The sequence below is a fragment of the Sphingomonas sp. UYAg733 genome (genome assembly GCF_054057355.1).
Genome location: NZ_JBSRZE010000013.1, coordinates 14,014 through 37,421, shown reverse-complemented (window position 1 = coordinate 37,421; position 23,408 = coordinate 14,014). Strand labels below are relative to the sequence as shown.

Below are 23,408 nucleotides of genomic sequence, written 5' to 3'. Positions count from 1 at the left end.
CCAAACGGAAGTGACTCAATCTTCAGGTCAATCGGCACCGGGTCGATCCGCCCGGGTTCAATCGGTCTTGGGCTGATAGGTCTGATCAGGCCCGGGGAAAGCCCGTGACCGAACATCGGTTGCATAGGTTTCGACCGCGGCGGAAATGCGGCCGGCAAGATCGTCGAATTTCTTCACGAAGCGCGGCGTGCGTTCGAACATGCCTAGCATGTCCTCGGTCACCAATACCTGTCCGTCGCAATCCGCCGACGCACCGATGCCGATCACCGGGCAGGACACTTCGGCGGTGACGGTCCGCGCGAGCGGCTCGATAATGCCTTCCGCGACGATCGCAAAGGCGCCCGCATCGGCGATCGCGCGTGCATCGGCGATGATCTTGGCATGTTCGGCATTGGTCCGTCCGCGCGCGCCATAGCCGCCCAGCGCATTCACCGCCTGTGGGGTCAGGCCGATATGACCCATCACCGGAATGCCCCGCGCCGACAGGAATGCGACGGTCGGTGCCATCGCCTCGCCGCCTTCCATCTTGATCGCGGCGGCACCGGTTTCCGACATGACGCGCGACGCCGATACGAAAGCCTGTTCCGGGCTCCCCTCATAACTGCCGAACGGCATGTCGATCACGACCAATGAATGATAACTGCCGCGCACCACCGCAGCACCGTGCGCGCACATCATGTCGAGCGTCACCTGAAGCGTCGATGGGAAGCCATAGATCACCTGTCCCAGGCTGTCGCCGACCAGCAATATGTCGCAATGCGGATCGAGCAGTTGCGCCATCCGTACGGTGTATGCGGTCAGCATCACCAGCGGTTCCTTGCCCTTGCGGTTGAGGATCGCCGGAACGGTCAGGCGCTTCATCGGCACCGGCGTCGGATTGGCGCGGCTGGTTGACGTATCGATCGTATAGGTCGTGGACATGGCCAGCGAACTAGCGGATCGGACGCGTCGATGCCAGCCCGGCAATCACGCGATCGGGCCCCCGGTCATGTGATCCATGCCCGCTTCCGCGCGATGCCGGCGAACCAAAGCTGCAGCATGGCGACGATCGCGATGAAGATCGGAAACACACAGGCGGCGATGAAGCCCTTGACCGCGATCAGGTCGGTGACCGCGAAGATCCAGCCGAATTGCAGGATCACACCGATCAGCGAGGCAATGAAGAAAAGGCGCGCGGTGGCCGAGCGCGCAAGCAGCGCAATACCACCGAGCAGGCCGCCGATCGTCGACACCGCATAGAGCCAGACGAACCAGCTCGGCCGGCTGGCCAGCAGCGTGCGGTCATAGTCGCTCAATTGCGCTTTGGCCGCGTCGGTCATCGCGACATCCATGTAGAAGGCGATCACGCCCATTACCCCCCATAGGGTGATGACGATCGCCACGACCCAGAACCAGACCGGCGGCTTTTCCCGAAGACTTGCCATTTTGCCCCTCCCCATTTGAGGTTCAGCATGACTCTTCGGCAGCAGAAATTCAATCGAGCCCGATTCGGCCCGATTGCTCAGGATCAGGAGCCCAATTCCGCCGCCGCATAGGCATCCGGCTTGAATCCGACCAGGATCGTGGCGCCGGTGTCGAGCACCGGGCGTTTGATCATCGACGGACCAGCGACCATCAACGCGATCGCCTTGCTCTCGTCGATATTGGCCTTGTCGCCATCGGGCAGCGCGCGAAAGGTCGCGCCGGCGCGATTGAGCAGCACTTCCCAGCCGACGATTCCCGCCCAGCGCCGCAGCGTCACCGCATCGATCCCGGCGGATTTATAATCGTGAAAATCATAAGCGACATGATGATTGGCGAGCCAGGTCCGCGCTTTCTTGATCGTGTCGCAATTCTTGATGCCGTACATCACCGTCATAAATCATCCCGCAGGAACCGCCCGAGCGCCACGACCTTTTGCGGCTCCAGGCCGAGCGCCGCATAGAAGCCGAGCGCCGCCGCATTATCATCGCGCACCATGAGCTGCAATTTCGGCGCGCCCTGTTGCCGCAACCAGCGCTCGGCCGCGCCCATCATCGCCCGCCCATGACCACCGCGCCGCGTATCGGGCGCGACCGCGAGGTAATAGATCCAGCCGCGATGCCCGTCGAACCCGACCATCACGCTCGCGACGACCCGGTCCTCGTCATGCATGACGAAGATCGCACTGGCCGGCGTGTCCAGCGCGAGCGTGAAATCGGCCAGCGCGTCGTTCCAGGGACGCGTCAGTCCGCACGCCTCCCATAAGGCGATCACGGCCAGTGCGTCGGCCTGCGTTGCTATCGCGATTCCCGTCATGTCATTTGCCGCGAAAGCCCTGGAAAAATGCTCGTCTCGGCCGCCATCGCCATTTGCCTGGCGGATCGAACGACGGCCCGGTATCTTGCCCGTACCGCTCGGGCCGCCTCACCTGCAAACACTAACGACCCGCGGCACATCGGCGATCCGTCCGCGGCGCTGTCAGCCAGGTAGCGGTCGCGACGCCCCCGATCTTATTTCGGCGAGTTCCGCGCGACCTCATATCCAGGTTTCTTCGCGCAAACCTGGCCGTCAGCGGTCGGCTGAAGCGGCATCTTGCCCGATTGATGATGGGGCGCGACGGTCACGCAATCTTTCCACGCGATCGGGCGGAACATCTTCACCGTCTTGCCCGAGGGCATCGGTACCACAGTGTGCGTGTCGAAGATCGTTTCCGCAAACGCGGGAGCGGGCAGCACAAGGGCGAGCGGCAGCAGAGCGCGAATGATCACGAATATTCCTTCGGATTTTGGTGTTCGATGGCCTGCAGATAGGCGTGCGTCATTGCCGGTCGTTCACCTGCCCGTAACGAACCATTGCCCCGACCGGGCCGGTGCGTTGCCGGATTGTGAGCAATCATTGCTGACGCTGCGCTGCACAAACCCGCGAACCGCAAGCTGTTGACCCTCTACCCGTCCGTTCCTAAGTCCCACGCCATGACCATATTGACCGTGACGACCCGCGTAATCGCATGAGCGCCCCATCAATAATTCTGGTCGAGGACGACCCCGCGCTGCGCACTCTGACGTCACGCGCACTGCAGGAAAACGGCTATCTGGTCAGGCCCGCATCGTCGGCGCCCGAGATGTGGATCGCGTTCGAAGGGGGGCCTGTCGACATGGTCCTGCTCGACATCATGCTGCCCGGAACCAACGGGATCGACCTGTGCCGCCAGATCAGGAAGCAGAGCGACGTGCCGATCATCTTCATCAGTGCGAAGGGGTCGGAAGCCGATCGCGTCGTCGGGCTGGAGATCGGCGCCGACGATTATCTCGCCAAGCCGTTCGGGACGCGCGAGCTGATCGCGCGCGTCCGCGCCGTGCTGCGCCGTGGCGGGATGGAGCGACAGGAGGGCGAAAGCCGCGACAAGGAAGCGCATTTCGATGGCTGGGTGGTCAATTTCCCGCGTCGTGAAATACGCTCGCCAAACGGCGCGCTGGTCGAACTGACCGGCGCCGAATTCGACCTGCTGGCCAGCTTTCTCGGCCAGCCGCAGCGCGTCATCGCGCGCGAGCGTTTGATCGAATTGTCGCGTACGCGGCTCGGCGATTCTTCCGACCGCAGCGTGGACGTGCTGGTCAGCCGGCTGCGCCGCAAGCTTTCCGTTCCAGGAAAGACGGCGCCGATCATGACGGTGCGCGGCATCGGTTACATGCTGAACGTCGAGGTCAGCCGCAGCTGATGCGCCGGGTGCGCGGTTCGCTCGGGCTGCTCGGCCGGATCTTCGCCATACTGTTGCTGACGGTGGTCGTGGAGTTCGGCGCCAGCACCATGCTTTACGAACGCGCCGGCAGCTTTTCGGTGCGCGAAGACGAGGCACGGCGCCTGGCCGAACATCTGGTGATCACCCGCAAACTGCTTGCCGAACGCGAAGCATCCGCGCGCCCGGCAATGGCCAACGAACTGACCACCGATCGTTATTCGATCCATTGGGCGAAGGGATTGCCAGCGCCGCCGCCGCTGACCGGCGATCTGGTCGAGATGCGCGGCCAGATCGTCACCTGGGAACCTGGATTGGCACAGTCTGATCTGCGGCTTGGCCTCGCTGGGGCAAGGCGGGGATCGATCGTGACCGGCGGTTTGAAGTTGCCCGACGGCAGCTGGGTTTATTTCTCCGCGCGCGGCATCGTGCGCGAATGGACGCTCGCGCTCGGCCATATCGCGCTCGCGCTGATCCCCGCGCTAGCCCTGCTGATCGTCGGCGGATTGCTGATCCGGCGCACGCTTCAGCCGATCCAGCGGCTGGCCGAGGCCACCGCGCATCTCGGCTCGGGCACGTATGTAGCGATCGCCGAGAGCGGCACGGTCGAGGTCCGCAACCTGATCCACGCCTTCAACGAGATGCAGTTGCGTATCCACCGATTGATCACGGATCGCACCCAGGCGCTCGCCGCGGTCGGTCATGATATCCGTACGCCCTTGTCGCGCATTCAACTCCGTCTGGATGGCGTTGCCGAACCGCTGGTGCGCGATGCGATCGGTGCCGACGTTGCTGAGATGAATGCGATGGTCGCGTCTCTGCTCGCCTTTCTCAACGGGGAAGACGACCCCGAACAACCGGCGATGATCGATATCGCGGTGCTTGCCACGACGATCGTCGATGAAGTGTCGGATCGTGGCGAGACGGCCAGCTATACCGGACCCGAGCATCTTGAGGTCAAGTTGAGGCAGATCGCGATCCGCCGCGCGCTGAGCAACCTTGTCGAGAACGCGATCCATTATGGCGGCGCGGCGCATGTCAGCATCGAGAAAAAGGCCGATCGAATCATGTTGGCGGTCGAGGACGATGGGCCGGGCATTCCCGAAGATCGGCTGGACGACGTGCTCACCCCGTTCATGCGGCTCGACGATGCACGGGCACGCAACACGCAAGGTCTTGGGCTGGGCCTGGCGATCGTCGCGCTCGCGGTCGAGCGCGAAGGTGGCATGGTCAATCTGTCCAACCGGCCGATCGGCGGCCTGCGCGCAGAAATTTCTCTGCCGAAAGCCTGACAGCAACGATTTCTTACGCAACCGCTGCGGTGCAGCAAAGCACGGCCCCTAACTCACGCTCCTTACCCCGCCCGGCTTCGGGCCAGAGGAGTGAATGGCGTGAACGAGCTTATCGGTCGAGTATTCAGTTTCGAGAAGCAGGTCTTCCCCAACCAGAGCGCGCTTTACGGCAAGCTTGCTGCGGACGGACAATTCCCCAAGGCGCTGATGATCTCGTGTGCGGATTCGCGCGTCGTGCCCGAACAAATCATGCAGGCCGAACCCGGCGACCTGTTCGTGTGCCGCAATGCGGGCAACATGGTCCCGCCGTATAGCAACGCGAACGGCGGCGTGTCCTCGACCGTCGAATATGCGATCGTCGCGCTCGGCGTGCGCGACATCATCGTCTGCGGCCATTCCGGCTGCGGCGCGATGAAGGCGCTGGCCGAGCCCGAGCTGCTCGCGGCGATGCCCAATGTCGCGGCCTGGCTACGCCACGGCCATGCCGCGCAGCAAGTCGTCGCCAATGGCTATCCCGAACTGACCAATGGCGAACGCGTTCGCGCGGTGTCGCTGGAGAATGTCGTCAGCCAGCTTGCCCATCTGCGCACGCATCCTTCGGTCGCGGCGGGCATCGCGCGCGGCGATATCGCGCTGCACGGTTGGTTCGTCGATATCCATGCCGGCCAGGTCCTCGGCCTTGACGGACAAACCGGCCGTTTCGTGACCCTGCGTGAGGATATGCCGCTGCCGATCGCGCTGCCGCATCAACAGCGTTTCGCCTCGGATATCGGTTTCCTGCAGGCAGCCGAATAATGGGAGCACTTAAGTCCAAGATCCTGGCGCGCGATTTCACTGCGTCGATCGTCGTATTCCTCGTCGCGATGCCGTTGTGCATGGGCATCGCGATCGCGTCGGGCGTACCGCCCGAAAAGGGCCTGATCACGGGCATTATCGGCGGGCTCGTCGTCGGCTTTTTTGCTGGTTCCCCGCTGCAGGTCAGCGGTCCCGCCGCCGGCCTGGCGGTGATCGTGTTCGAACTGGTGCGCGATCACGGCCTGTCCGCACTGGGCCCGATCCTGGTGCTGGCCGGCGCGCTGCAGGTCGTCGCCGGCATCTTCAAACTCGGCGGCTGGTTCCGCGCCATCTCACCCGCAGTGGTGCACGGTATGCTCGCCGGGATCGGCGCGCTGATCGTGATCGGCCAGTTTCAGGTCCTGTTCGACGAGAAACCGATGTCGAGCGGACTGGAGAATCTCGCGCTGATGCCGGTACGTCTGTTCGGCCTGTCGGCGATCGATGTGCAGGCGACCGAAATCGCCTTTCTTGTCGGTATCATCACGATCGGCGCGATGCTTGCGTGGGAACGGTTCCGCCCCGCCGCGCTCCGGCTCGTGCCCGGCGCGCTGGTCGGCGTTCTTGTGGCAACGCTTACCGCGATCCTGTTCGATCTCGGCGTGAACCGCGTCGATGTCCCCGCCTCGATCTTCGCAGCAGTGGAAACGCCTGGTTCGGGCTTCTTCGCGATCCTTGGCAGCCCCGCGATCATCGCCACCGCGCTTGCCATCGCCTTCATTGCCAGCGCGGAAACATTGTTGTCGGCAGCTGCGGTCGACCGCATGCACGACGGCGTGCGCACCGATTACGACAAGGAATTGCGTGCGCAGGGCATCGGCAATCTGCTGTGCGGCTTTGCCGGCGCGCTGCCGATGACCGGCGTGATCGTGCGCAGTTCCGCCAACGTGCAGGCGGGTGCGACGACGCGCCTGTCGACCATTTTGCATGGCGCGTGGATCCTCGGCTTCGTCGCGTTGCTGCCTTGGCTATTGCGCGAAATCCCGATGGCGGCGCTGGGCGGTATCCTGGTGGTGACCGGCTGGCGGCTGGTCAGCCTCAGTCATGTCCGTCACCTGTTCAAATCCTATGGCGTTCTTCCGGCGCTGATCTGGGCGGCGACCTTTGTGATGGTGGTGGCGACCGACCTGCTCACCGGCGTGCTTGTTGGTCTTGGCCTGTCGCTGCTCGAACTCTTGCCGCATCTGCGCCGTTTACGCCTGCGCGTCGACGAGGCACACGACGCGACGACCAGCCGGATCAGCCTCAATGGTGCGGCGACGTTCGTCGCACTGCCCAAGCTGAGCCGCGTGCTCGATGCACTGCCGCACGATCGCCCGCTGCGGTTGAACATCGGCAAGCTTGATGCGATCGACCACACCATGGCCGAGATGCTCAGCGACTGGCTGCAGCGGCGACGTGATCGCGGCATGGCGATCGAACTGGAGGGCGGCTCCGGCGCGCTCCGGGCGCGGCTCGCCTGAGCGGTCGGCGGAAATGGTTTGTCACGATCGGGACGCGTCCGGGCAATAGCCGCCAGCTAGAAAAAAGATCCCGAAAGCCAAGCCGCACCACTCCCTCCTTCGCCAAGAAGGAGGGGGCGAGATGCGGTAGCTGGCGGGCGCAGGAGGGATATTCACGCCTTGAAAAGAAGGGGAATATTCCATGATCAATCATATCCTAGCCGCGGCGGCGCTGACCGTCGCGGCCCCTGCCCTCGCGCAGGAGGAAGCGCCGCCCAAGGCGGTTACCGTCACCGGTAGCGTCGGGCTCGTTTCGGACTATCGCTTTCGCGGCGTGTCGCAGACCGACGAGGAAATGGCGCTGCAGGGCGGCGCCACCATCACGCATGAAAGCGGCCTTTACGCCGGCGTATGGGGTTCCAACCTCGCTGGCTGGGGCACGTTCGGCGGCGCCAATATGGAGCTCGACATCTATGGCGGCTACAAGCTGCCGGTCGGCAGCGGCACGCTCGATGTCGGGTTGACCTGGTACATGTATCCGGGCGGCTTTTCGAACACCGATTTCGCCGAACCCTATGTAAAGCTGTCCGGCACTGTCGGGCCGGTCAGCTTGCTAGCCGGCGTCGCCTATGCGCCACCGCAGGAGGCGCTCGGCCGCTGGTTCTATAGCGGCGCGGACAGCGTGCTCGGCGTTCCGAACGATCCGGGCGATAAAGAAGACAATCTCTATGTCTGGGGCGATGCCAGCGCCGGCATCCCCAACACGCCGCTGACGGTCAAGGCGCATCTCGGCTATTCGAACGGCAATGCCGGCCTCGGCCCGAACGGCACCAGCCTTGCCCCGACCGGCAAATATTGGGACTGGATGGTCGGCACCGACGTCGTGGTGGGCCCGGTGACGCTGGGTGTCGCCTATGTCGGTACCGATATCGGCCGCGCCGAATCCGCCTATCTGCTGCCGAACTTCTCTTCGACCAAGGATGGGTCGCAGATCGCCGGCGCGCAGGTCGTATTCTCGGCAACCGCCGCGTTCTGACCGATGGGCGGCGCAGGTCCGCAGGGGTCGGCGCTGCCCATCGACCCATGTCGTCAGACAGGAAATGCTTGGCGCGAACGGTTTTGGCCATAGATGGGATATCGCCGCACGGGAGGTATCGATGTCGAAACAGCATCCGTTCGAATCCAAGATCATATGGGCCGGCAACCGCGGCGAAGGCACGGCCAAGTATCGCGGCTATGATCGCAATTGGGAAATCCGCACGCCGGGCAAACCGGTGATCGCCTGTTCCAACGACCCGCTGCTCGGCGGCGACCCCTCACTTCCCAATCCTGAGGATCTGCTCCTCTCCGCCTTATCGGCGTGCCACATGCTCTGGTACCTGCACCTTGCCAGCCAGGCCGGGATTGTCGTCACCGGCTATGAGGACGATCCGATCGGTATCGGCGAATCGAGCCCCAATGGTGCGGGCCGCTATCTCAGCGCCACGCTGCGCCCCGTCATCCGCGTAAAGGCAGGAGCGGATTTACAGCGTGCCGACGCCATTCATGGCGAAATCCACGCTTATTGTTTCATCGCTCGGTCGGTCAATTTCCCGGTCGCATTCGAGGCGACCTATCAAGAGGATTGATCGCGCTGCGATCAGCCCGCGGAACGTCCGATATCGGCATGGCCACCGCCATGCGAATTTCGGGCGACCATCGCCACGATCGTTTCGAAGAGTTCGCCCTGCGCCTCGCCGGCGGTGATCTCGCCAGTCGCGGCGGCGTGCGACAAGGCTTCTGCGGCACCGAGCATCGCCCATAAGCCGGCCGACGCAATGGTGCCCGCCGCAGCAAAAGGCGCGAGGACAGTCCGGCATTTCTCGATGAACACAATCTCATAGTCGCGTTTGATCTTTCCGAGCTCAGGCGAGCCAGCCAGCGCCGCGATCACCCCCGGTATCTCGCGGCCCTGCAAGAGCACGCAATCGACATAGGATGAGGCGATCACCGTCGCACGCCCTGCAAGCGTCGGTTCGCTCTCGCGAAGTGCTGCATCCATCAGCGCGGTCTGACGCTCGTCGAAGTCCCGATAGAGCGCCACCAGCAGCCCGGACCGTATGCCGAAATGATCATAAACGACCGGTTTCGTCACGCCCGCCCGTTCCGCAAGGCGCCCGAGCGTCAGTGCTTCGGTACCTTCATCGCTGACCAGCTGCCATGCGACATCCATCAGCTGGCGATACCGATCGCCCCTGGCCAGGCGGCGACGGGGCTGCCGATCAATAATCTCTTCAACCGGCACAACGCTTGACATACTTATATACCAAAGGTAACTTACCATAAGTATATAGCCGGTTCGATCGAACCGCAATCGGTAAGCAGGAGTTTACGCCATGCATGCGCTTGTCGCCGTCGCGCATCCCGAACCCGGATCGCTCAGCCACAGCATCGCCGAGCAGATCGCGCTGGGCGCGTCCGAGTCCGCCAGCGTCGAAATTGCAGACCTCGCGGCCGAAGGCTTCGACCCACGTTTTACCGTCGCCGACCTGGCCGTCCATCGGCGGCGAGCGCCGCCTCCGGCCGACGTCGCTGCGGAACAGGCACGGATCGATCGCGCCGACGCGCTTGTGCTGGTCTATCCGGTCTATTGGTGGTCGATGCCCGCCCTGCTCAAAGGCTGGATCGATCGCCTGTTCGCCAATGGCTGGGCGTTCGATTTCAATCCCGATGCCGGGCTGGAGAAGAAGCTTCGCCACTTGCGGGTACATCTCGTCGCGGTCGCCGGTGCCGATGCGTCGACCTATGCGCGGCACGGCTATTTCGGCGCCATGAAGACACAGATCGACCATGGTATCTTCGATTACTGCGGCGCCCGCGTGCTCACGTCCCAATTGTTGGTCGATTCGGAAACACAGGACCCGGTCTCCTATCTGGGTGCCGCTCGCACGATTGGCCGCACCCTCTTCGCCGCGCCCTGTCGATGCGACGACAAAGCGGCGGCCTGAACCTCGCAGCGATGAATTTCACACCGTCACGACGATCTTGCCGAACTGCTCGTTCGACTCCAGGAACCGATGAGCCTCCACGATCTGCTCGAACGGAAAAGTGCGGGCAATCACCGGCTTGAGCGCACCCGATGCGAGGCCGTCGAGCACGAACGTCTTGGCTGCCTCCAACCGCACCGGATCGCCGACGATCTCGTGGATGAGATAACCGCGTAGTGTCAGGCTCTTGGTCAGCACCGCGAACAATGGGAAGGGCGTCGGCTCCGCGCTCAGGGCGCCATATTCGATCAGGATGCCGCCGCGTGACATCGCGGCGGTCAGCGGCTCGAACGCCGGGCCGCCGACCGGGTCGAACACGACGCGCACGCCGTCCACGCCGGCAATCTCGGTCAGCCGCTCGCCCAGATCTTCTTCTGCCAAGGCCACAACATGCGCGGCGCCGGCCTCGATCAACGCCTGCTTCTTGACAGACGTCCGGGTGACCGCAATCGGCGTTGCACCGACCATGTTGGCGATCTGGATCGCAGCAAGCCCGACGCTGCTCGACGCGGCGGTGATGACGACGAAATCGTCGCGGCAAAGCCTGGCGATTTCGATCAACGCGCCATAGGCCGTGACATATTGCATCCAGACTGCCGCCGCCGCTTCCCAACTCAGCGATGACGGATGCTTGACGACGAGATGCGCGGGGAAAGTCGCCACCTCGCCATAAGCAGGCCAGCGGACCATCGACAGCGGCGGCACGACGCTGACCGCATCGCCCGGTGCAAACCCGTCCACGCCTTCGCCGATCGCCACGACAATGCCCGCAGCCTCAAGCCCAAGGCCGGACGGCAATGGCGCGGTCTCGACATAATTGCCCGTTCGCAGCATCGCTTCGGCACGGTTGAGGCCAAGGGCCTTGACGCGAATCTGGACCTCGCCCGGTCCGGGTGGCGGAACATCGACCTGTTCGATGCGCAAAACGTCGGGACCGCCAAGTTCATGAAAACGTACAACGCGTGCCATTCAGCAAACTCCAAATCAGATGAGCCGAATGAACTATGACAATCGCATGATTGCAGATAAATGGCGCCCCAGGGACAACAGTAGAAACCACAGGTTTGCAATATGGATCGCCTCGTCAGCATGGCGGTGTTCGTCAAAGCCGTCGATCTCGGATCGTTTGCCGCTGCGGCGATCGCGCTCGATCTGTCCGGACCAATGGTCGGCAAGCATGTCCGATCGCTCGAGGACCGGCTCGGCGTACGCTTGCTCAACCGGACCACGCGTCGCCAGAGCCTGACGGATTTCGGGCGCGCTTATTATGAGCGCTGCCGCGTGGTGCTCGTCGAAGCGGATGCAGCCGATGCACTCGCCGCCGACCAGTTATCCGAACCACGCGGCAGGCTTCGCGTCACCATGCCGGTGTTGTTCGGCCGGCACTGCGTGACGCCCATTCTGCTGGACCTGGCGCGACGCCATCCCATGCTGGAACTCGATCTGTCGTTCGGCGACCGCATCGCGGACCTGGTGGAAGATGGTCATGATCTTTCCATCCGCACTGGCGCGCTGGTGGACCGGGCCGGGGTAATCGCGCGCCGCGTCGCGCGCCAGCGCATGATTGTCTGTGGGTCGCCCGCGTATCTCCGACTGCATGGACGACCCCGTGATCTTTCGGAAATCGCGCGGCATCAGGGCGTCATTTATCGCCGGTCGGGCCGCATTCGCCCATGGCTGTTTCCACGCATCGGCGAAGCGCCGCTGGAGGTGACGCCAATCAACCGGCTACGGCTCGACGACCTGGACGCGATCGCCGACGCTGCGGCCGCCGGGATGGGCCTTGCCTGGCTGCCGTCATGGCTTGTTCGCGAGCGCCTTCGGACCGGCGCTCTCGTCCAGCTATTCGCTGACCAGCCACAATTTCTCTATGACTGCCATGCGCTCTGGCTGCAGACGCCGCATCTGCCGCTCAGGGTCCGCCTCGCCATTGACGCGCTGGCGGCTGGGTTGCCTGGATATATGGCGTGAGATGAGCCGCCCCCGGGAAAGTCAGATAGGATCCATGACCGGTACCGCTCTTGCGTTGACAGTCGCGGCACTGGCAGTCGGCCATCACCAGCGGGTCCGATGGTATTTCATAACGGATCGCGCCGCACGCACACCCGCCGATATAAGCTTCGCTCACGTCGCTATTCCTGATCAAAATCGCGGCGCGACCGGGTCGTTGGATCGCGCAAGGGGTCAAGCCGCGACGGGAATGTTCCGGGCGTATTCCGCCAGTTGACCATGTAACGCCCTCTGGAATGCTGGCCGCGCTTCACAGCGCCTGAGATAGACATCGAGCGCGGGGAATTCGGCCACGATATCGGTGTGCCGAATGAGCCTGAGCACGGTCGCCATCAGCACGTCCGCCGCAGTGAACCGGTCGAGCAGATAGTCCCGCCCCTCAAGCCAGCCGGCCAGTACGGTCAACCGCGTTTTCACCGCATCCACGGCGCCGGGGCGGCGCAGCTTGACCCATGGTTCGTCATTCTGCTGCAAGTCCATCACCGACAGGTTCTGGATCGGTGGTTCGACCGTGTTGAGCGCAGCGAACATCCAGGTGATTGTGTCAGCGCGGCCGGCCGGGTCAGTCGGCATCAGCGCATCCGACTCCGTTGCAATCTGGTGCACGATGGCGCCCGATTCGAACAACTGCCGACCATCCGCCTCGAACGCAGGCACCATTCCGAAGGGCTGCTGCCGGCGATATTCGGGTGAGTCCTTTTGCCCCAGCGCTATCAACTGAGTCTCATAGCGGAGCCCGGCCTCTTCCAGCGCCCAGCGCACGCGAAGATCGCGAACAAGGCCCTGTGCGAAGAGCGGGGCCCAGCGGAGTCCGGTGACGGTGATCTTATCCATTGATATTTTCCACTTCGGCAAAGCCATTCTCGCCGGTGATAGCGTCGATTTTCTCGAGAACCTTCGGCCAGCCTTCGCTCATGCCCTTGAACGCGACATCGTTGTTGGGTGTGACGAAACCCGAATGCACCAGGCGAAGGCGGGTGCCGCCATCGACCGGGGTCAGCGTCCAACTGACCAGGGTCTCAAGGCGCGAACCATATCCTTGATTGTCGTCATGCCCGCCGCGCCACGAGTGAGTCAGCCGCTGGTTCGGTATCGCGTCCAGCACCTCGCACCGGATGACTCCATCCCATGCCCCGCCCGGCGTTGTCTGGAAGGTGAAATGATTGCCTTTTGCCGGCTCGAACCCGGTCGGTTGCATCAACCAGCGGCCCATCAGTTCAGCGGTGGTCAAGGTCTTCCACATGGTTTCGGGCGTGTGAGGAAACACTTCGTCAACGACGATTTCCCGGCTGTCAGCCATGATTGCTGTGTCACTCACGGGTCAATCTCCTTCAAAAGGTTTCTGAGATCGGTGAACCGGTCGCGCCAGAACACCGCGTAATGATCCATCCATTCCACCAGCGGCGCGAGGCCTTCCGGGTGGGCACGATAATAGACGTTCCGGCCCTGAGGCCGCTCGGTCACCAGACCCGCCCGCCTCAGCGACTTGAGGTGCTGGGAAATGGCGCCCTGCGTCACGCCGCTTCCGCGTGTCAGGTCGACCACGGTGATTTCGTCCGATCTGACGATCCGCTCGAACACGGCGCGCCGGGTGGGGTCGGCGAGCGTGCGCATCACGCCATCGATGCTTGCAATTTCGGTCATGTGAACCCATTAGTCAGTTCTAATTGATTAGTTAATGCTAATGTATGCGGTTTTGATAATGTGACGATTCAGCGCCGCCGGTTGGACATGAGCCTGATCCAGGGCGTCGAATGAAAGGCGCTCATCAACAGATACATCGGGATCATGCCGCTGAATGGTGACCCTCCATGAACCGCCGCGCAGAGCATGTCCGCCGGACCGCTGTCCGGAAGGGCGCTGAGCAGCGCCATGATGGCAAAGGTCGGTGTGGCCGCCAGGGACAGGCAACCAACCACGCCGAGTGCGATTGTGTCGCCAAGATCAGCGTCGCTCATGATCTTTTTACGGCAATGAACGGTGTATCCGCACAAACCGTACCCACCATCCGCGGTTCTTCGCGTGTCGCGATTGCGTATGTCATCGCTCTTAACTCCTGTGCCCGTCATATCGTTATTGGACCGGCGCGCTGGTTGGTGTCGGTGAGCTGAGCTAGACCCCGGGCGTCGGACGGCGGGAGTGACAAGTGTGTCGGGATTGCAATGGATTCGCTGATCACTGCGGCCGCCCACGCACTCGCGGCTGGCGATCCGCTCGGCGCGCTGAAGCGGGTGGCGCTGCGCGACGACGCGCCTGCGCTCGCGCTTCGCGGTACGGCAATGGCGCAGCTCGGCGATCTGGTCCGGGCAAAGGTGCTCTTACGGCAAGCCGCGCGCGCGTTTGGCCCGAAAGAGCCGGTGGCTCGTGCGCGGTGCATCGTGGCCGAGACCGAGATCGCGCTCGCCTCTCGCGATTTGGGCTGGTCCGCCAGGGCGCTCGATGCGGCACGAGCGACGCTCGAACGGCATGGCGACCGGATAAACGCCGCGCAGGCACATTATATCGAGATTCGGCGCTTGCTCCTGATCGGCCGCCTCGACGCGGCCGAACGGAGGCTCGCCGAACTCGATCCAGTACCCTTCCCGCCCGCGTTGAAGGCCGCGCATGAGCTGATCCTTGCCGGGATCGCGATGCGTCGCCTGCGCACGCAAGATGCGCGCGCTGCGCTCACCCGGGCGGGGCGCGCCGCGCATGCCGCCGGCATCCCCGCATTGGTGGCGGAGGTCGAAAGCGCGTCTCTTTTGCTCGACACGCCCGCTGCACGCCTGATCGCGCATGGCGTGGAACGCGTTCTCCTGCTCGAGGAGGTCGAGGCGTTGCAGGCATCGCCGGCGCTCGTGATCGACGCCTGCCGGAACATGATACGCGACCCGGGAACGACGGTCTCGCTTGCTCGACGCCCGGTGTTGTTCGCGCTCGCACGCGCACTGGGTGAGGTCTGGCCGGCAGACGTATCGCGGGACATGCTCGTCGCACGTGCATTCGGGGCGAAGGCCGCCGATGAATCGCATCGCGCGCGGTTGCGGGTCGAAATCGGGCGACTCCGCGCAGAATTGCGGACAATGGCCCGGGTAACCGCCACGAAGCGCGGGTTCGTGCTGGTGCCGCGCGACGCAAGCGAGGTCGTCGTGTTGGCGCGCCCCGTCGAGGAAAAGCATGCCGCCGTGCTTGCCTTCCTTGCCGATGGGGAATCATGGTCGAGTTCTGCCCTCGCCCTTGCGCTCGACGCCAGCCAGCGCACGGTGCAACGCGCGCTCGACTCGCTGACCTTGGGTGGCAAGGTACAGTCGTTCGGTCATGGACGCGCGCGCCGCTGGACGACGCCGCCCATGCCCGGATTCACGACGACCTTGTTACTCCCCGCGCCGCTTTCGGGCATCTAGGAGGGAAGCATGAAAAGATCAGCAGCAGAAATCATCCGTGAATATGGCCCCTTTGCCGGGGTCGATAACGTGCACGGCGTTACCTTCGACGGCCAATATATCTGGCTGGCATCGGGGGAAAAGCTGAACGCCGTCGATCCGGCCAACGGGGAGACGGTCCGCTCAATCGATGTCGCAGCGCACGCCGGCACCGCGTTCGACGGCGAGCATCTGTTCCAGATCGCCGAAGATCGCATCCACAAGATCGATCCGAAGACCGGCCATGTGCTCACCTCGATCCCGGCACCCGGTGGCGGTGGAGATTCCGGCCTTGCCTGGGCCGAAGGCACGCTTTGGGTGGGGCAATATCGGGATCGTAAGATTCATCAGGTCGATCCCGAAACCGGCAAGATTCTGCGCACCATCGAATCCAACCGCTTCGTGACCGGCGTCACCTGGGTCGATGGCAAGCTCTGGCATGCCACCTGGGAAAACGACGAGAGCGAGTTGCGGCGGATCGACCCGACCACGGGAGAAGTTCTGGAGCGGCTCGACATGCCGCCCGGCATGGGAGTGTCAGGCATCGAATCGGATGGCGGCGATCGGATCTTTTGCGGTGGCGGAAAGAGCGGAAAGCTCAGGCTGATACAAGCTGCCATCGCTGTCGAGTAATCCCTGGGACAACTCGCCCACGGTCGGGAAGCGCGTGGCCAGCGCCAGACCGATCTCGGCGGCGGCCATCGCCCAAGCCGAGCGTGAGCTTGGGGTTGCACGCGGCTTTGGTGCGCGACCATAACGCTGTGTGACCAATTGTCCGCCCCACACCCCCGCTCGTCGCGCGGTGCCGTCAAGCCTCCATCATCGCCGCGCCATCACGGACACGAGCGACAGCGCGGCGGCACATGAAGACGAGCCCGGCCCGGCACCGCGACCTGCAGGATCGATCCCGAAGCTCAATCCGAGTCAGGGCTCCAGGCGCGCATGAAACTGTCGAGCGCCGCTTCGACGTCCTGCGTGATCCGATCGGCGCAGAGTCCCTGATCGATGCCCAGCAGCGATTCCTGGAAACAGCTTGACTGGCACATCGAGGCGAACTGGCATGCCGCGACCATCGGATCGCCCCGGCGGAGCCGGCCATCGGCCATGGCGGCAGCGATGAAGCGAGCGAGCCGTTCCTTGCCGCGCCGCGAACCGCGCGCATAGAAGAGTTCGCCGAGTTCGGGGAAACGCCGCGCCTCGCTGATCACCACGCGGTGCAGTGCGATGATCGACGGCGCCAGGATAGTCGCCATCATCGCGTTGCCGAAGCGGCGCAACGCCGGCTCGACCGCTTCGGCATCGTCGAGCTCGATGGTCAGCGCGGCGCCGAAGCGCTCGACAATGTCATCGACCACCGCAGCGAACAGATCCTGCTTGGACGGAAAATAGGACCAGAGCGTGGTCTTCGATCCGCCAACCTCGGACGCGATCGAAGACATGGCCGTCTGGACATAACCATGTTCGAAGAACGCCTCCCGCGCGACGACGACAAAGGCGTGTCGCCGCAACGCGCGCGCGTCCGGTGGTGCGGTTTCGGCGGCTTCGGCGGGGGCAGTACTATCTGGTATCATTTCTTGTTGACAGTCGTAGCGAACAGGATCAGTGGGCCATGATACCAGATAGTATCAGGCCTGACCATGAGTCGATTTCTCTTCATTTCCGTGAGCCTCGCCGCCCTACTCGGCGGATGCGCGAGCGTGCCCAATCTCGGTGCGAAGCCGGAATTGCGGGCGCCGGCAAGCCTCGAGTCGACGCGGACGCTCGCCGCAGCGATTGATCAGCAACGAAATTGGCCAGCGAATGACTGGTGGAGGGCGTTCGGCGATCCGCAACTCGACGGGCTGATCGACGAAGCGTTGAAGGTATCGCCCGATGTCGCCGCCGCGACCGCGCGGATTGCCGCCGCCGAGGCGCTGGCACGGCAGACCGGCGCGGCGCTGCAGCCGGGGCTGACGGTGGACGGCGCGGTCGGCGGCAACAAGCAGAGCAAGAATCTCGGCATCCCGCCGCAGTTCGTGCCCAACGGCATCCAGGACACCGGGCGGCTGACCGCGACGGCATCGTTCAACCTGGATCTATGGGGCAAGAACCGCGCGGCGCTCGCCGCAGCAACATCGGAGGCCGAGGCGGCGCGGGTCGATGCCGACCAGGCGAGGTTGATGCTGACGACCAATATCGCCGCCGCCTATGCCGAGCTGGCGCAATATCATGCCGAGCGCGATGTCGCAGTCGAGGCGCTCAGGGTGCGCGGCGCCAGCGCGACATTGACCGCGCAGCGTGTCGCGGTCGGCGTCGATGCGCGCGGCAGCCAGCGCCAGGCAGAATCGCGCGTGCCCGCCGCCCGCGCCGACATCGCCGCACTCGACGAAGCGATCGCCCTCACCCGCAACCGGCTTGCCGCGTTGGCCGGCGCAGGCCCCGATCGCGGCCTGAGCATTGCGCGGCCGACTATTGTCGCCTCCTCTTCCAGCTTGCCCGACAATGTCGGGATCGACCTGATCGGGCGGCGTCCGGACATTGGCGCGGCGCGGCTCCGCGCCGAGGCGGCGAGCAAACAGATCAAGGTCGCGAAGGCGGACTTCTATCCCAATATCAACCTGACCGCATTGGTCGGGCTGCAGTCGCTTGGCCTTGGACGATTGTTCGAGGGCGGGTCGAGCTACGGCAATGCCGGCCCCGCATTCAGCCTGCCGATCTTCGACGGTGGGCGGATCAAGGGCCGCTATGCCGAGGCGCGCGCCGATTACGACACCGCCGTCGCGCGTTATGACGGCGTGCTGATCACCGCGCTGCATGAGGCCGCCGATGCGGTCGCGAGCCGGCGTGCGCTCGACCAGCGGCTCACCGAGCAACGCGCCTCGCTCACCGCCGCGGCGGATGCGAGCCGGATCGCGGCGTTGCGTTACGAGGGTGGGCTGTCGACTCAGCTGACCGTGCTGACCGCAAATGATTTCGAGCTGACCGCGCGCCGCGCTGTAGTGGACCTGGAGGCGCGGCGCCTCGCACTGGATATCGCGCTGATCCGCGCGCTCGGCGGTGGATACCGCCAGACCAACACGACGGAGACCAAGTAAATGGCCGATGCCCCCAGTGCGGAGCCAACCGCCGACACCGCCGCCGCCCCTGCATCCGACGGCGGGGCACCGCCGACCGCTGGCAAGCGCAGGAAACTGCTGACGATCCTCGCGTTCGTCGTGGTGATCGCTGCGGCGATCTGGGGCCTGTGGTATTTCCTGACCCAGGCCGGCCGGGTGCATACCGACAATGCCTATGTCGGCGCGGATTCGGCGCAGGTGACGTCGCTCGTCTCGGGTGCGGTGACCGAAGTGCGGGTCGGCGGCACGCAGGTGGTCAAAAAGGGCGACATATTGGTCGTGATCGACGCCGCCGATGCCAAGATCGACGTTGCGACAGCCGAGGCCGCGCTGCGTCAGGCGCAGCAACGCTTCGGTCAATCCGCCGCACTCGCCGGGTCGGCGCGGGCAAAGGTGCAGTCGCGCAGTGCCGAGATCGCCCAGGCTCGCGCTCAGCTGGCCGAAGCCAATGCCACGCTTGCGCGCGCGAAAATCGATCTCGACCGGCGCCAGCAATTGATCGGCAGCGGCGCGGCGTCGGGCGAGGAATTGAGCACCGCGCGTGCCGCGTATCAGACCGCGCTCGCCGCGCGCGACCTGGCGCGCGCCGGAATCACGTCCGCGATCGCGACGGAGAACTCGGCCGGCGGCGACGCCGCAGCAAGCGAGGCGCTGGTGCGCGGCACCACGATCGACACCGCGCCCGATGTCGCCACCGCTCGTGCGCGGCTCGACAAGGCACAACTCGATCTCGCGCGTACCGTGATCCGCGCGCCGGTCGACGGCATCGTCACCAACCGCCAGGTGCAGATCGGCCAGCGCATCGCGGCTGGCGCGCCGATCATGACGATCGTTCCGACCGCGACCGCCTATGTCGACGCCAATTTCAAGGAAAGCCAGCTGCGCGAGGTGCGCTTCGGTCAGCCGGTCGAACTGACCTCCGATTTCTACGGCGGCGACGTGGTGTTCCATGGCAAGGTCACCGGCTTTGCCGGCGGAACCGGCGCGGCCTTCTCGCTAATCCCCGCGCAGAACGCGACGGGCAATTGGGTCAAGGTCGTGCAACGCCTGCCGGTGCGTGTGACGATCGATCCGAAGGACCTGCGCGATCACCCGCTTCGCGTCGGGCTGACGATGGATGCGGTCATCGATACGCGCGGCAAATAAGATGGCCGACGCGGCGCTTGAAACGGACGGCAAAGACGCCGAGCCGACACCGCTGAGCGGCGCCAAGCTGCTGCTCGCCGGGGTCGCGCTGGCGCTGGCCAATTTCGTCGTGGTGCTCGACACGACGATCGCCAATGTCTCGGTACCGCATATCGCCGGCGGGCTGGCGATCTCGCCCACGCAAGGGACGTGGGTGATCACCTCCTATTCGGTGGCCGATGCGATCAGCGTGCCGCTGACCGGATGGCTCGCATCACGCTTCGGCACGGTGCGCTGGTTCATCATGTCGCTGATCGGCTTTGGTTTCTTCTCGATGATGTGCGGCCTGTCGGGCAGCCTGTCGATGCTGGTCATTTTCCGCATCCTGCAGGGGTTGTCTGGCGGTCCGCTGATGCCGTTGTCGCAATCATTACTGCTGCGCATCTTCCCCAAGAAGAGCGCCGGCGCGGCAATGGGCTTATGGGCGATGACCACCGTGTGCGCACCGGTCGCCGGGCCGATCCTGGGCGGGCTGATCAGCGACAATTGGACCTGGCCGTGGATCTTCTTCATCAACATCCCCGTCGTCGCGTTGTGCATCTTCGCAGTGTCGCGGCTGGTCACGCCGTTCGAAACGAAAAAAGCCAAGGTCGGCATGGATGTGGTCGGCCTGGTCCTGCTCGTGGTGTGGGTCGGCGCGTTCCAGCTGATGCTCGACACCGGGCGCGAGCATGACTGGTTCTCCTCCCCCTTCGTCGTCGCGATGGCGGTGATCGCCGCGATCGGATTCCCCGCCTTCGTGATCTGGGAGCTGGGCGAGAAGAACCCGATCGTCGACATCAAGGTGTTGCGTCATCGCGGCTTCGCCATCGGTACGATCGCGGTGGCGTTGGGCTACGGGGCGTTCTTCGCCTCGGTGGTCCTGACCCCGTTGTGGCTGCAATCGGTGATCGGCTATACCGCGACCGAGGCGGGTTATGCGACCGCGTTCGTCGGTATTTTCGCGATCGTGATGTCACCGATCGCCGCGCGGCTCATCGGCAAGGTCGATCTGCGTATCACGGTATGCGCTGGGATAACCTGGCTGGCGGTGATGTCCCTGTTGCGCACGGGCTGGAGCACAGATTCAACCTTCTGGGCGTTGTCGATGCCACAATTGTTGCAGGGATTCGGCATGCCGTTCTTCTTCATCGGCCTGACCGCTCTGGCGCTATCGGCGGTCAAGCCGAGCGAAACGACATCGGCGGCAGGCATTATGAGCTTCGTGCGTACCTTGTGCGGTGCGATCGGCACGGCGATGGCGACGACCGCCTGGGACAATGCCAGCCGGGTCAGCCGGTCGGAGATGGTCCCGGCGCTGAACGGGGTGGCCGACCGGATGAACCAGCTCGAAGCGCGCGGCTTGTCGACCGAACAGGCGCGCGGCGCGATCGACCGGCTGGTCGAGGCACAGGCATCGACGGTCGGCGCGACCCATGTCTTCGCGCTGGCGTTTATCGTATTTCTGATCGCCGCCGCGATCGTGTGGGTGGCACCCAGGCCGAAACGCGAAGTGGAGATGGGCGCGGCGCATTGAGGCGCGGTCTTTCCAGCACTGGACGCGACCATAGTGCCGGGGTGGGGCTGGCGCATTGTCGTATCGCCGGGCACATTGTGCAGCGGCAGGCAGACGAAGGACCATCCGTGGCCGACGACATGATCATCCGTACCGCGACGTGTGCCGACTGGCCTGCGCTCTGGCCGATCCTGCGTGCCGTCGCCGCGGCCGGCGATACCTTCACCTATCCGCTCGACCTCGACGAGAGCACCGCCGAGATGTTGTGGATGGAGAAGCCGCCAGGCCGGACGGTCGTCGCAACCGATCGGGCCGGCGCGATCCTCGGCACCGCCAAGATAACCCGGAACCAGGCCGGCCCGGGCAGCCATGTGGCAACGGCAAGCTTCATGGTATCGCCGTCGGGTCGTGGGCTCGGCGTCGGGCGTGCACTGGGCGAGGCGGCTATCGACTGGGCGCAAGAGGCGGGTTTCCGCGCGATGCAGTTCAATGCGGTGGTTTCGACCAACACCGCGGCGGTGCATCTCTGGCGCTCGCTCGGGTTCGAGGTGGTCGGCGTGGTGCCGGGTGCCTTCGCTCATCCAGTGCATGGCGATGTGGCCCTGAACGTAATGCATCGGTGGCTTTGAGGGGGCTGTCGCGGCGTTATATATCTTCGGCGTAAGGGCGCGCGGGGTTTGGCCCGCAATCCTGCTGGTCGGTGCCGAAACGCTAGTGCCCCGCCGTTGATCTCGACCGGCGTGGTCCAGACATAGGCCTGAGTACAGGCCTGCGCGGTGTCGCCATCTGTTGCACAGTCGTGCCTGGATCGCGAGTTACGAACCCGGCGACAGCCAATGCCGGGCCCTGCATCCACGCCATCGCGCAAGCCACCGATAGCCCGGGAATATTCCGCCCTTTAACAGCCACACCGGCCGCCAGCGTGGCGGTCATTCGGAGATGTCGTTCGCATCACCGATCGCGTCGTTATAATGTTCGACCATGTCGTTGAAATCGCCGCCCTCATGGCTGCTACGCAGGTCGCGATAATCGCCGACCATCGCGTTGAGCCGATCGCCGACCAGCCCGTAATTGACATCGACCCGGTCGCCGGCCTTGACCGCCGCCTTGGCCTTGGCCAGTTCATCGCGCTGCGCCGCCAGGGTTTTCTCGAGCGTCGCCAATTGCCCGTCCGCCCGGGTAAATACTGCCGGATTTGCGACGTCATCGGCCCCCTTGAACAAGTCGATCAGCGCCGAGGCCTGTTGCAGCGCAAGCTTGGTGTTGTAGCCGAGCATGTCGCCCTTCGCCTTCAGTGCGGCGAGTTCCACCGCGGTTGCGGCCTTGCGTTCGCGATCGAGGATCGCACCGAACCGTTCCATCGCGGTGAGTGCGGCCTGGAGTTCAGCCTTCATTGCGGAATCTTCCTGCTTGCCGCGCGCCAGACCATCGTCACGATAGGCCTTGCTCTCATAATAGACATCGAGTCCGGCCAGGCGCTTGATCGCCGAGTCGAGTGCGCCAATCAGCGTATCACCCACCTTATCGAGATCGGCCGGCCCGCCGGATTTGGCGCGCGCCGCCTTCAACAATGTGACGCCCTGTTCAAGCCAACCAGTGTTGATCGAAATCGTGTCGGCCGGCGACTGGGTTGATATCGCAGCCTTGTTATAGGATTCGGCGGTCGCCGGCAGGCCGAAGGTGTCGAGCAGCTTGTTATAACCCTCGGTATAAGCGCTGAGCTTTGCCCTCGCGCCCTCGTCGCCCTGTCCCAGCGTAACGCCCGTTCCTGCGCCGGATGGCTGGCCGGGCTTGTTGCACGCCGACAGCGCCAGCGTCGCCGCCACGATCAGAGCGATGTTGTTCCGTTGCAACGCGCGTACCCCCTTTTGTACCTCTACCGAAACGACAGCGCAGGAAGGCCGTTCAGGTTCCCCTAAAGATGACGGGGG

The 23,408-nt window shown here is 64.1% G+C and carries 28 protein-coding genes; 14 read left to right on the top strand and 14 right to left on the bottom strand.

Annotation, left to right across the window (positions count from 1 at the left end; translation table 11 throughout):
* Window positions 1-57 precede the first annotated feature (57 nt).
* The 5 genes from panB to ACVWZA_RS17150 all read right to left on the bottom strand — a co-directional run bounded on the left by panB (window position 58) and on the right by ACVWZA_RS17150 (window position 2,729).
* Window positions 58-921, bottom strand: a complete 864-nt coding sequence (gene panB, locus ACVWZA_RS17170) for a 3-methyl-2-oxobutanoate hydroxymethyltransferase (protein ID WP_457312491.1) — start codon at window positions 919-921, stop codon at window positions 58-60.
* Window positions 922-986: 65 nt separating this feature from the next.
* Complete coding sequence (locus tag ACVWZA_RS17165) at window positions 987-1,424, bottom strand: hypothetical protein (RefSeq protein WP_457312490.1); 438 nt, start codon at window positions 1,422-1,424, stop codon at window positions 987-989.
* Between the two features lie 83 nt (window positions 1,425-1,507).
* Window positions 1,508-1,858 carry an arsenate reductase gene (locus ACVWZA_RS17160; protein WP_457312489.1) on the bottom strand — a complete coding sequence of 117 codons (351 nt, stop codon included), beginning with the start codon at window positions 1,856-1,858 and terminating at the stop codon, window positions 1,508-1,510.
* Window positions 1,855-2,277, bottom strand: coding sequence for a GNAT family acetyltransferase (locus ACVWZA_RS17155; protein ID WP_457312488.1), 423 nt, complete (start codon window positions 2,275-2,277; stop codon window positions 1,855-1,857). Before ACVWZA_RS17155 ends, ACVWZA_RS17160 begins: the two co-directional genes overlap by 4 nt.
* Window positions 2,278-2,471: 194 nt before the next feature.
* A complete protein-coding gene (locus tag ACVWZA_RS17150; RefSeq protein ID WP_457312487.1) occupies window positions 2,472-2,729 on the bottom strand; it encodes a hypothetical protein in 258 nt (85 codons plus the stop codon).
* A gap of 239 nt (window positions 2,730-2,968) precedes the next feature.
* Here ACVWZA_RS17150 and ACVWZA_RS17145 point away from each other — a divergent pair, with 239 nt between their 5' ends.
* The 6 genes from ACVWZA_RS17145 to ACVWZA_RS17120 all read left to right on the top strand — a co-directional run bounded on the left by ACVWZA_RS17145 (window position 2,969) and on the right by ACVWZA_RS17120 (window position 8,893).
* The gene (locus ACVWZA_RS17145) at window positions 2,969-3,679 is read left to right on the top strand and encodes a response regulator transcription factor (RefSeq protein WP_457312486.1); all 711 of its coding nucleotides are present in this window, start codon (window positions 2,969-2,971) and stop codon (window positions 3,677-3,679) included.
* Complete coding sequence (locus ACVWZA_RS17140; RefSeq protein WP_457312485.1) at window positions 3,679-4,989, top strand: ATP-binding protein; 1,311 nt, start codon at window positions 3,679-3,681, stop codon at window positions 4,987-4,989. The genes ACVWZA_RS17145 and ACVWZA_RS17140 overlap by 1 nt, the downstream gene beginning before the upstream one ends.
* Before the next feature lie 99 nt (window positions 4,990-5,088).
* Window positions 5,089-5,784 (top strand): carbonic anhydrase, encoded by a 696-nt coding sequence (locus ACVWZA_RS17135; RefSeq protein ID WP_457312484.1) that lies wholly within the window; start codon window positions 5,089-5,091, stop codon window positions 5,782-5,784.
* Window positions 5,784-7,286 carry a SulP family inorganic anion transporter gene (locus ACVWZA_RS17130; RefSeq protein ID WP_457312483.1) on the top strand — a complete coding sequence of 501 codons (1,503 nt, stop codon included), beginning with the start codon at window positions 5,784-5,786 and terminating at the stop codon, window positions 7,284-7,286. The genes ACVWZA_RS17135 and ACVWZA_RS17130 overlap by 1 nt, the downstream gene beginning before the upstream one ends.
* Before the next feature lie 181 nt (window positions 7,287-7,467).
* The gene (locus ACVWZA_RS17125) at window positions 7,468-8,301 is read left to right on the top strand and encodes a TorF family putative porin (protein WP_457312482.1); all 834 of its coding nucleotides are present in this window, start codon (window positions 7,468-7,470) and stop codon (window positions 8,299-8,301) included.
* Between the two features lie 121 nt (window positions 8,302-8,422).
* Complete coding sequence (locus ACVWZA_RS17120) at window positions 8,423-8,893, top strand: OsmC family protein (protein WP_457312481.1); 471 nt, start codon at window positions 8,423-8,425, stop codon at window positions 8,891-8,893.
* 11 nt (window positions 8,894-8,904) lie between these two features.
* On the opposite strand, the gene ACVWZA_RS17115 is transcribed toward ACVWZA_RS17120, so the two are convergent.
* A complete protein-coding gene (locus ACVWZA_RS17115) occupies window positions 8,905-9,561 on the bottom strand; it encodes a TetR/AcrR family transcriptional regulator (protein WP_457312480.1) in 657 nt (218 codons plus the stop codon).
* Window positions 9,562-9,640: 79 nt separating this feature from the next.
* Between ACVWZA_RS17115 and ACVWZA_RS17110 the strand changes: the two genes are divergently transcribed.
* Window positions 9,641-10,252 (top strand): NAD(P)H-dependent oxidoreductase, encoded by a 612-nt coding sequence (locus ACVWZA_RS17110; protein ID WP_457312479.1) that lies wholly within the window; start codon window positions 9,641-9,643, stop codon window positions 10,250-10,252.
* A gap of 18 nt (window positions 10,253-10,270) precedes the next feature.
* On the opposite strand, the gene ACVWZA_RS17105 is transcribed toward ACVWZA_RS17110, so the two are convergent.
* Window positions 10,271-11,260 carry a zinc-dependent alcohol dehydrogenase family protein gene (locus tag ACVWZA_RS17105; RefSeq protein WP_457312478.1) on the bottom strand — a complete coding sequence of 330 codons (990 nt, stop codon included), beginning with the start codon at window positions 11,258-11,260 and terminating at the stop codon, window positions 10,271-10,273.
* 102 nt (window positions 11,261-11,362) lie between these two features.
* Here ACVWZA_RS17105 and ACVWZA_RS17100 point away from each other — a divergent pair, with 102 nt between their 5' ends.
* Window positions 11,363-12,262 carry a LysR family transcriptional regulator gene (locus ACVWZA_RS17100; RefSeq protein ID WP_457312476.1) on the top strand — a complete coding sequence of 300 codons (900 nt, stop codon included), beginning with the start codon at window positions 11,363-11,365 and terminating at the stop codon, window positions 12,260-12,262.
* Here the strand turns inward: ACVWZA_RS17100 and ACVWZA_RS17095 are convergent.
* From ACVWZA_RS17095 to ACVWZA_RS17075, 5 genes are all read right to left on the bottom strand, one after another.
* Window positions 12,204-12,419, bottom strand: coding sequence for a GFA family protein (locus ACVWZA_RS17095; RefSeq protein WP_457312475.1), 216 nt, complete (start codon window positions 12,417-12,419; stop codon window positions 12,204-12,206). The two genes, ACVWZA_RS17100 and ACVWZA_RS17095, sit on opposite strands and share 59 nt — an antisense overlap.
* Before the next feature lie 56 nt (window positions 12,420-12,475).
* Window positions 12,476-13,063 carry a glutathione S-transferase family protein gene (locus tag ACVWZA_RS17090; protein WP_457312474.1) on the bottom strand — a complete coding sequence of 196 codons (588 nt, stop codon included), beginning with the start codon at window positions 13,061-13,063 and terminating at the stop codon, window positions 12,476-12,478.
* 64 nt (window positions 13,064-13,127) lie between these two features.
* On the bottom strand, window positions 13,128-13,619 hold the full coding sequence (locus ACVWZA_RS17085; RefSeq protein WP_457312473.1) for an SRPBCC family protein: 492 nt from the start codon (window positions 13,617-13,619) through the stop codon (window positions 13,128-13,130).
* Window positions 13,616-13,945 (bottom strand): ArsR/SmtB family transcription factor, encoded by a 330-nt coding sequence (locus tag ACVWZA_RS17080; protein ID WP_457312472.1) that lies wholly within the window; start codon window positions 13,943-13,945, stop codon window positions 13,616-13,618. Before ACVWZA_RS17080 ends, ACVWZA_RS17085 begins: the two co-directional genes overlap by 4 nt.
* A 68-nt stretch (window positions 13,946-14,013) precedes the next feature.
* Window positions 14,014-14,259 carry a hypothetical protein gene (locus tag ACVWZA_RS17075; protein WP_457312471.1) on the bottom strand — a complete coding sequence of 82 codons (246 nt, stop codon included), beginning with the start codon at window positions 14,257-14,259 and terminating at the stop codon, window positions 14,014-14,016.
* A gap of 204 nt (window positions 14,260-14,463) precedes the next feature.
* On the opposite strand from ACVWZA_RS17075, the gene ACVWZA_RS17070 reads away from it, so the two are divergent.
* Entirely contained in the window at window positions 14,464-15,684 is a 1,221-nt protein-coding gene (locus ACVWZA_RS17070; protein ID WP_457312470.1) for a helix-turn-helix domain-containing protein, read from the top strand.
* 9 nt (window positions 15,685-15,693) lie between these two features.
* Window positions 15,694-16,335 (top strand): Vgb family protein, encoded by a 642-nt coding sequence (locus ACVWZA_RS17065; protein ID WP_457312469.1) that lies wholly within the window; start codon window positions 15,694-15,696, stop codon window positions 16,333-16,335.
* A 281-nt stretch (window positions 16,336-16,616) separates the two neighbouring features.
* Here the strand turns inward: ACVWZA_RS17065 and ACVWZA_RS17060 are convergent, their stop codons facing one another.
* The gene (locus ACVWZA_RS17060; protein ID WP_457312468.1) at window positions 16,617-17,273 is read right to left on the bottom strand and encodes a TetR/AcrR family transcriptional regulator; all 657 of its coding nucleotides are present in this window, start codon (window positions 17,271-17,273) and stop codon (window positions 16,617-16,619) included.
* 66 nt (window positions 17,274-17,339) lie between these two features.
* On the opposite strand from ACVWZA_RS17060, the gene ACVWZA_RS17055 reads away from it, so the two are divergent.
* The 4 genes from ACVWZA_RS17055 (at window position 17,340) to ACVWZA_RS17040 (ending at window position 22,106) form a co-directional block, all read left to right on the top strand.
* A complete protein-coding gene (locus ACVWZA_RS17055; RefSeq protein WP_457312467.1) occupies window positions 17,340-18,776 on the top strand; it encodes an efflux transporter outer membrane subunit in 1,437 nt (478 codons plus the stop codon).
* Window positions 18,777-19,943 (top strand): HlyD family efflux transporter periplasmic adaptor subunit, encoded by a 1,167-nt coding sequence (locus tag ACVWZA_RS17050; protein ID WP_457312466.1) that lies wholly within the window; start codon window positions 18,777-18,779, stop codon window positions 19,941-19,943.
* A 1-nt stretch (window position 19,944) separates the two neighbouring features.
* Window positions 19,945-21,498 carry a DHA2 family efflux MFS transporter permease subunit gene (locus ACVWZA_RS17045; protein ID WP_457312465.1) on the top strand — a complete coding sequence of 518 codons (1,554 nt, stop codon included), beginning with the start codon at window positions 19,945-19,947 and terminating at the stop codon, window positions 21,496-21,498.
* Between the two features lie 107 nt (window positions 21,499-21,605).
* Window positions 21,606-22,106, top strand: coding sequence for an N-acetyltransferase family protein (locus ACVWZA_RS17040; protein ID WP_457312464.1), 501 nt, complete (start codon window positions 21,606-21,608; stop codon window positions 22,104-22,106).
* Between the two features lie 300 nt (window positions 22,107-22,406).
* Here ACVWZA_RS17040 and ACVWZA_RS17035 read toward each other — a convergent pair whose 3' ends face one another.
* Complete coding sequence (locus ACVWZA_RS17035) at window positions 22,407-23,330, bottom strand: DUF3829 domain-containing protein (RefSeq protein ID WP_457312463.1); 924 nt, start codon at window positions 23,328-23,330, stop codon at window positions 22,407-22,409.
* Window positions 23,331-23,408: the final 78 nt, after the last annotated feature.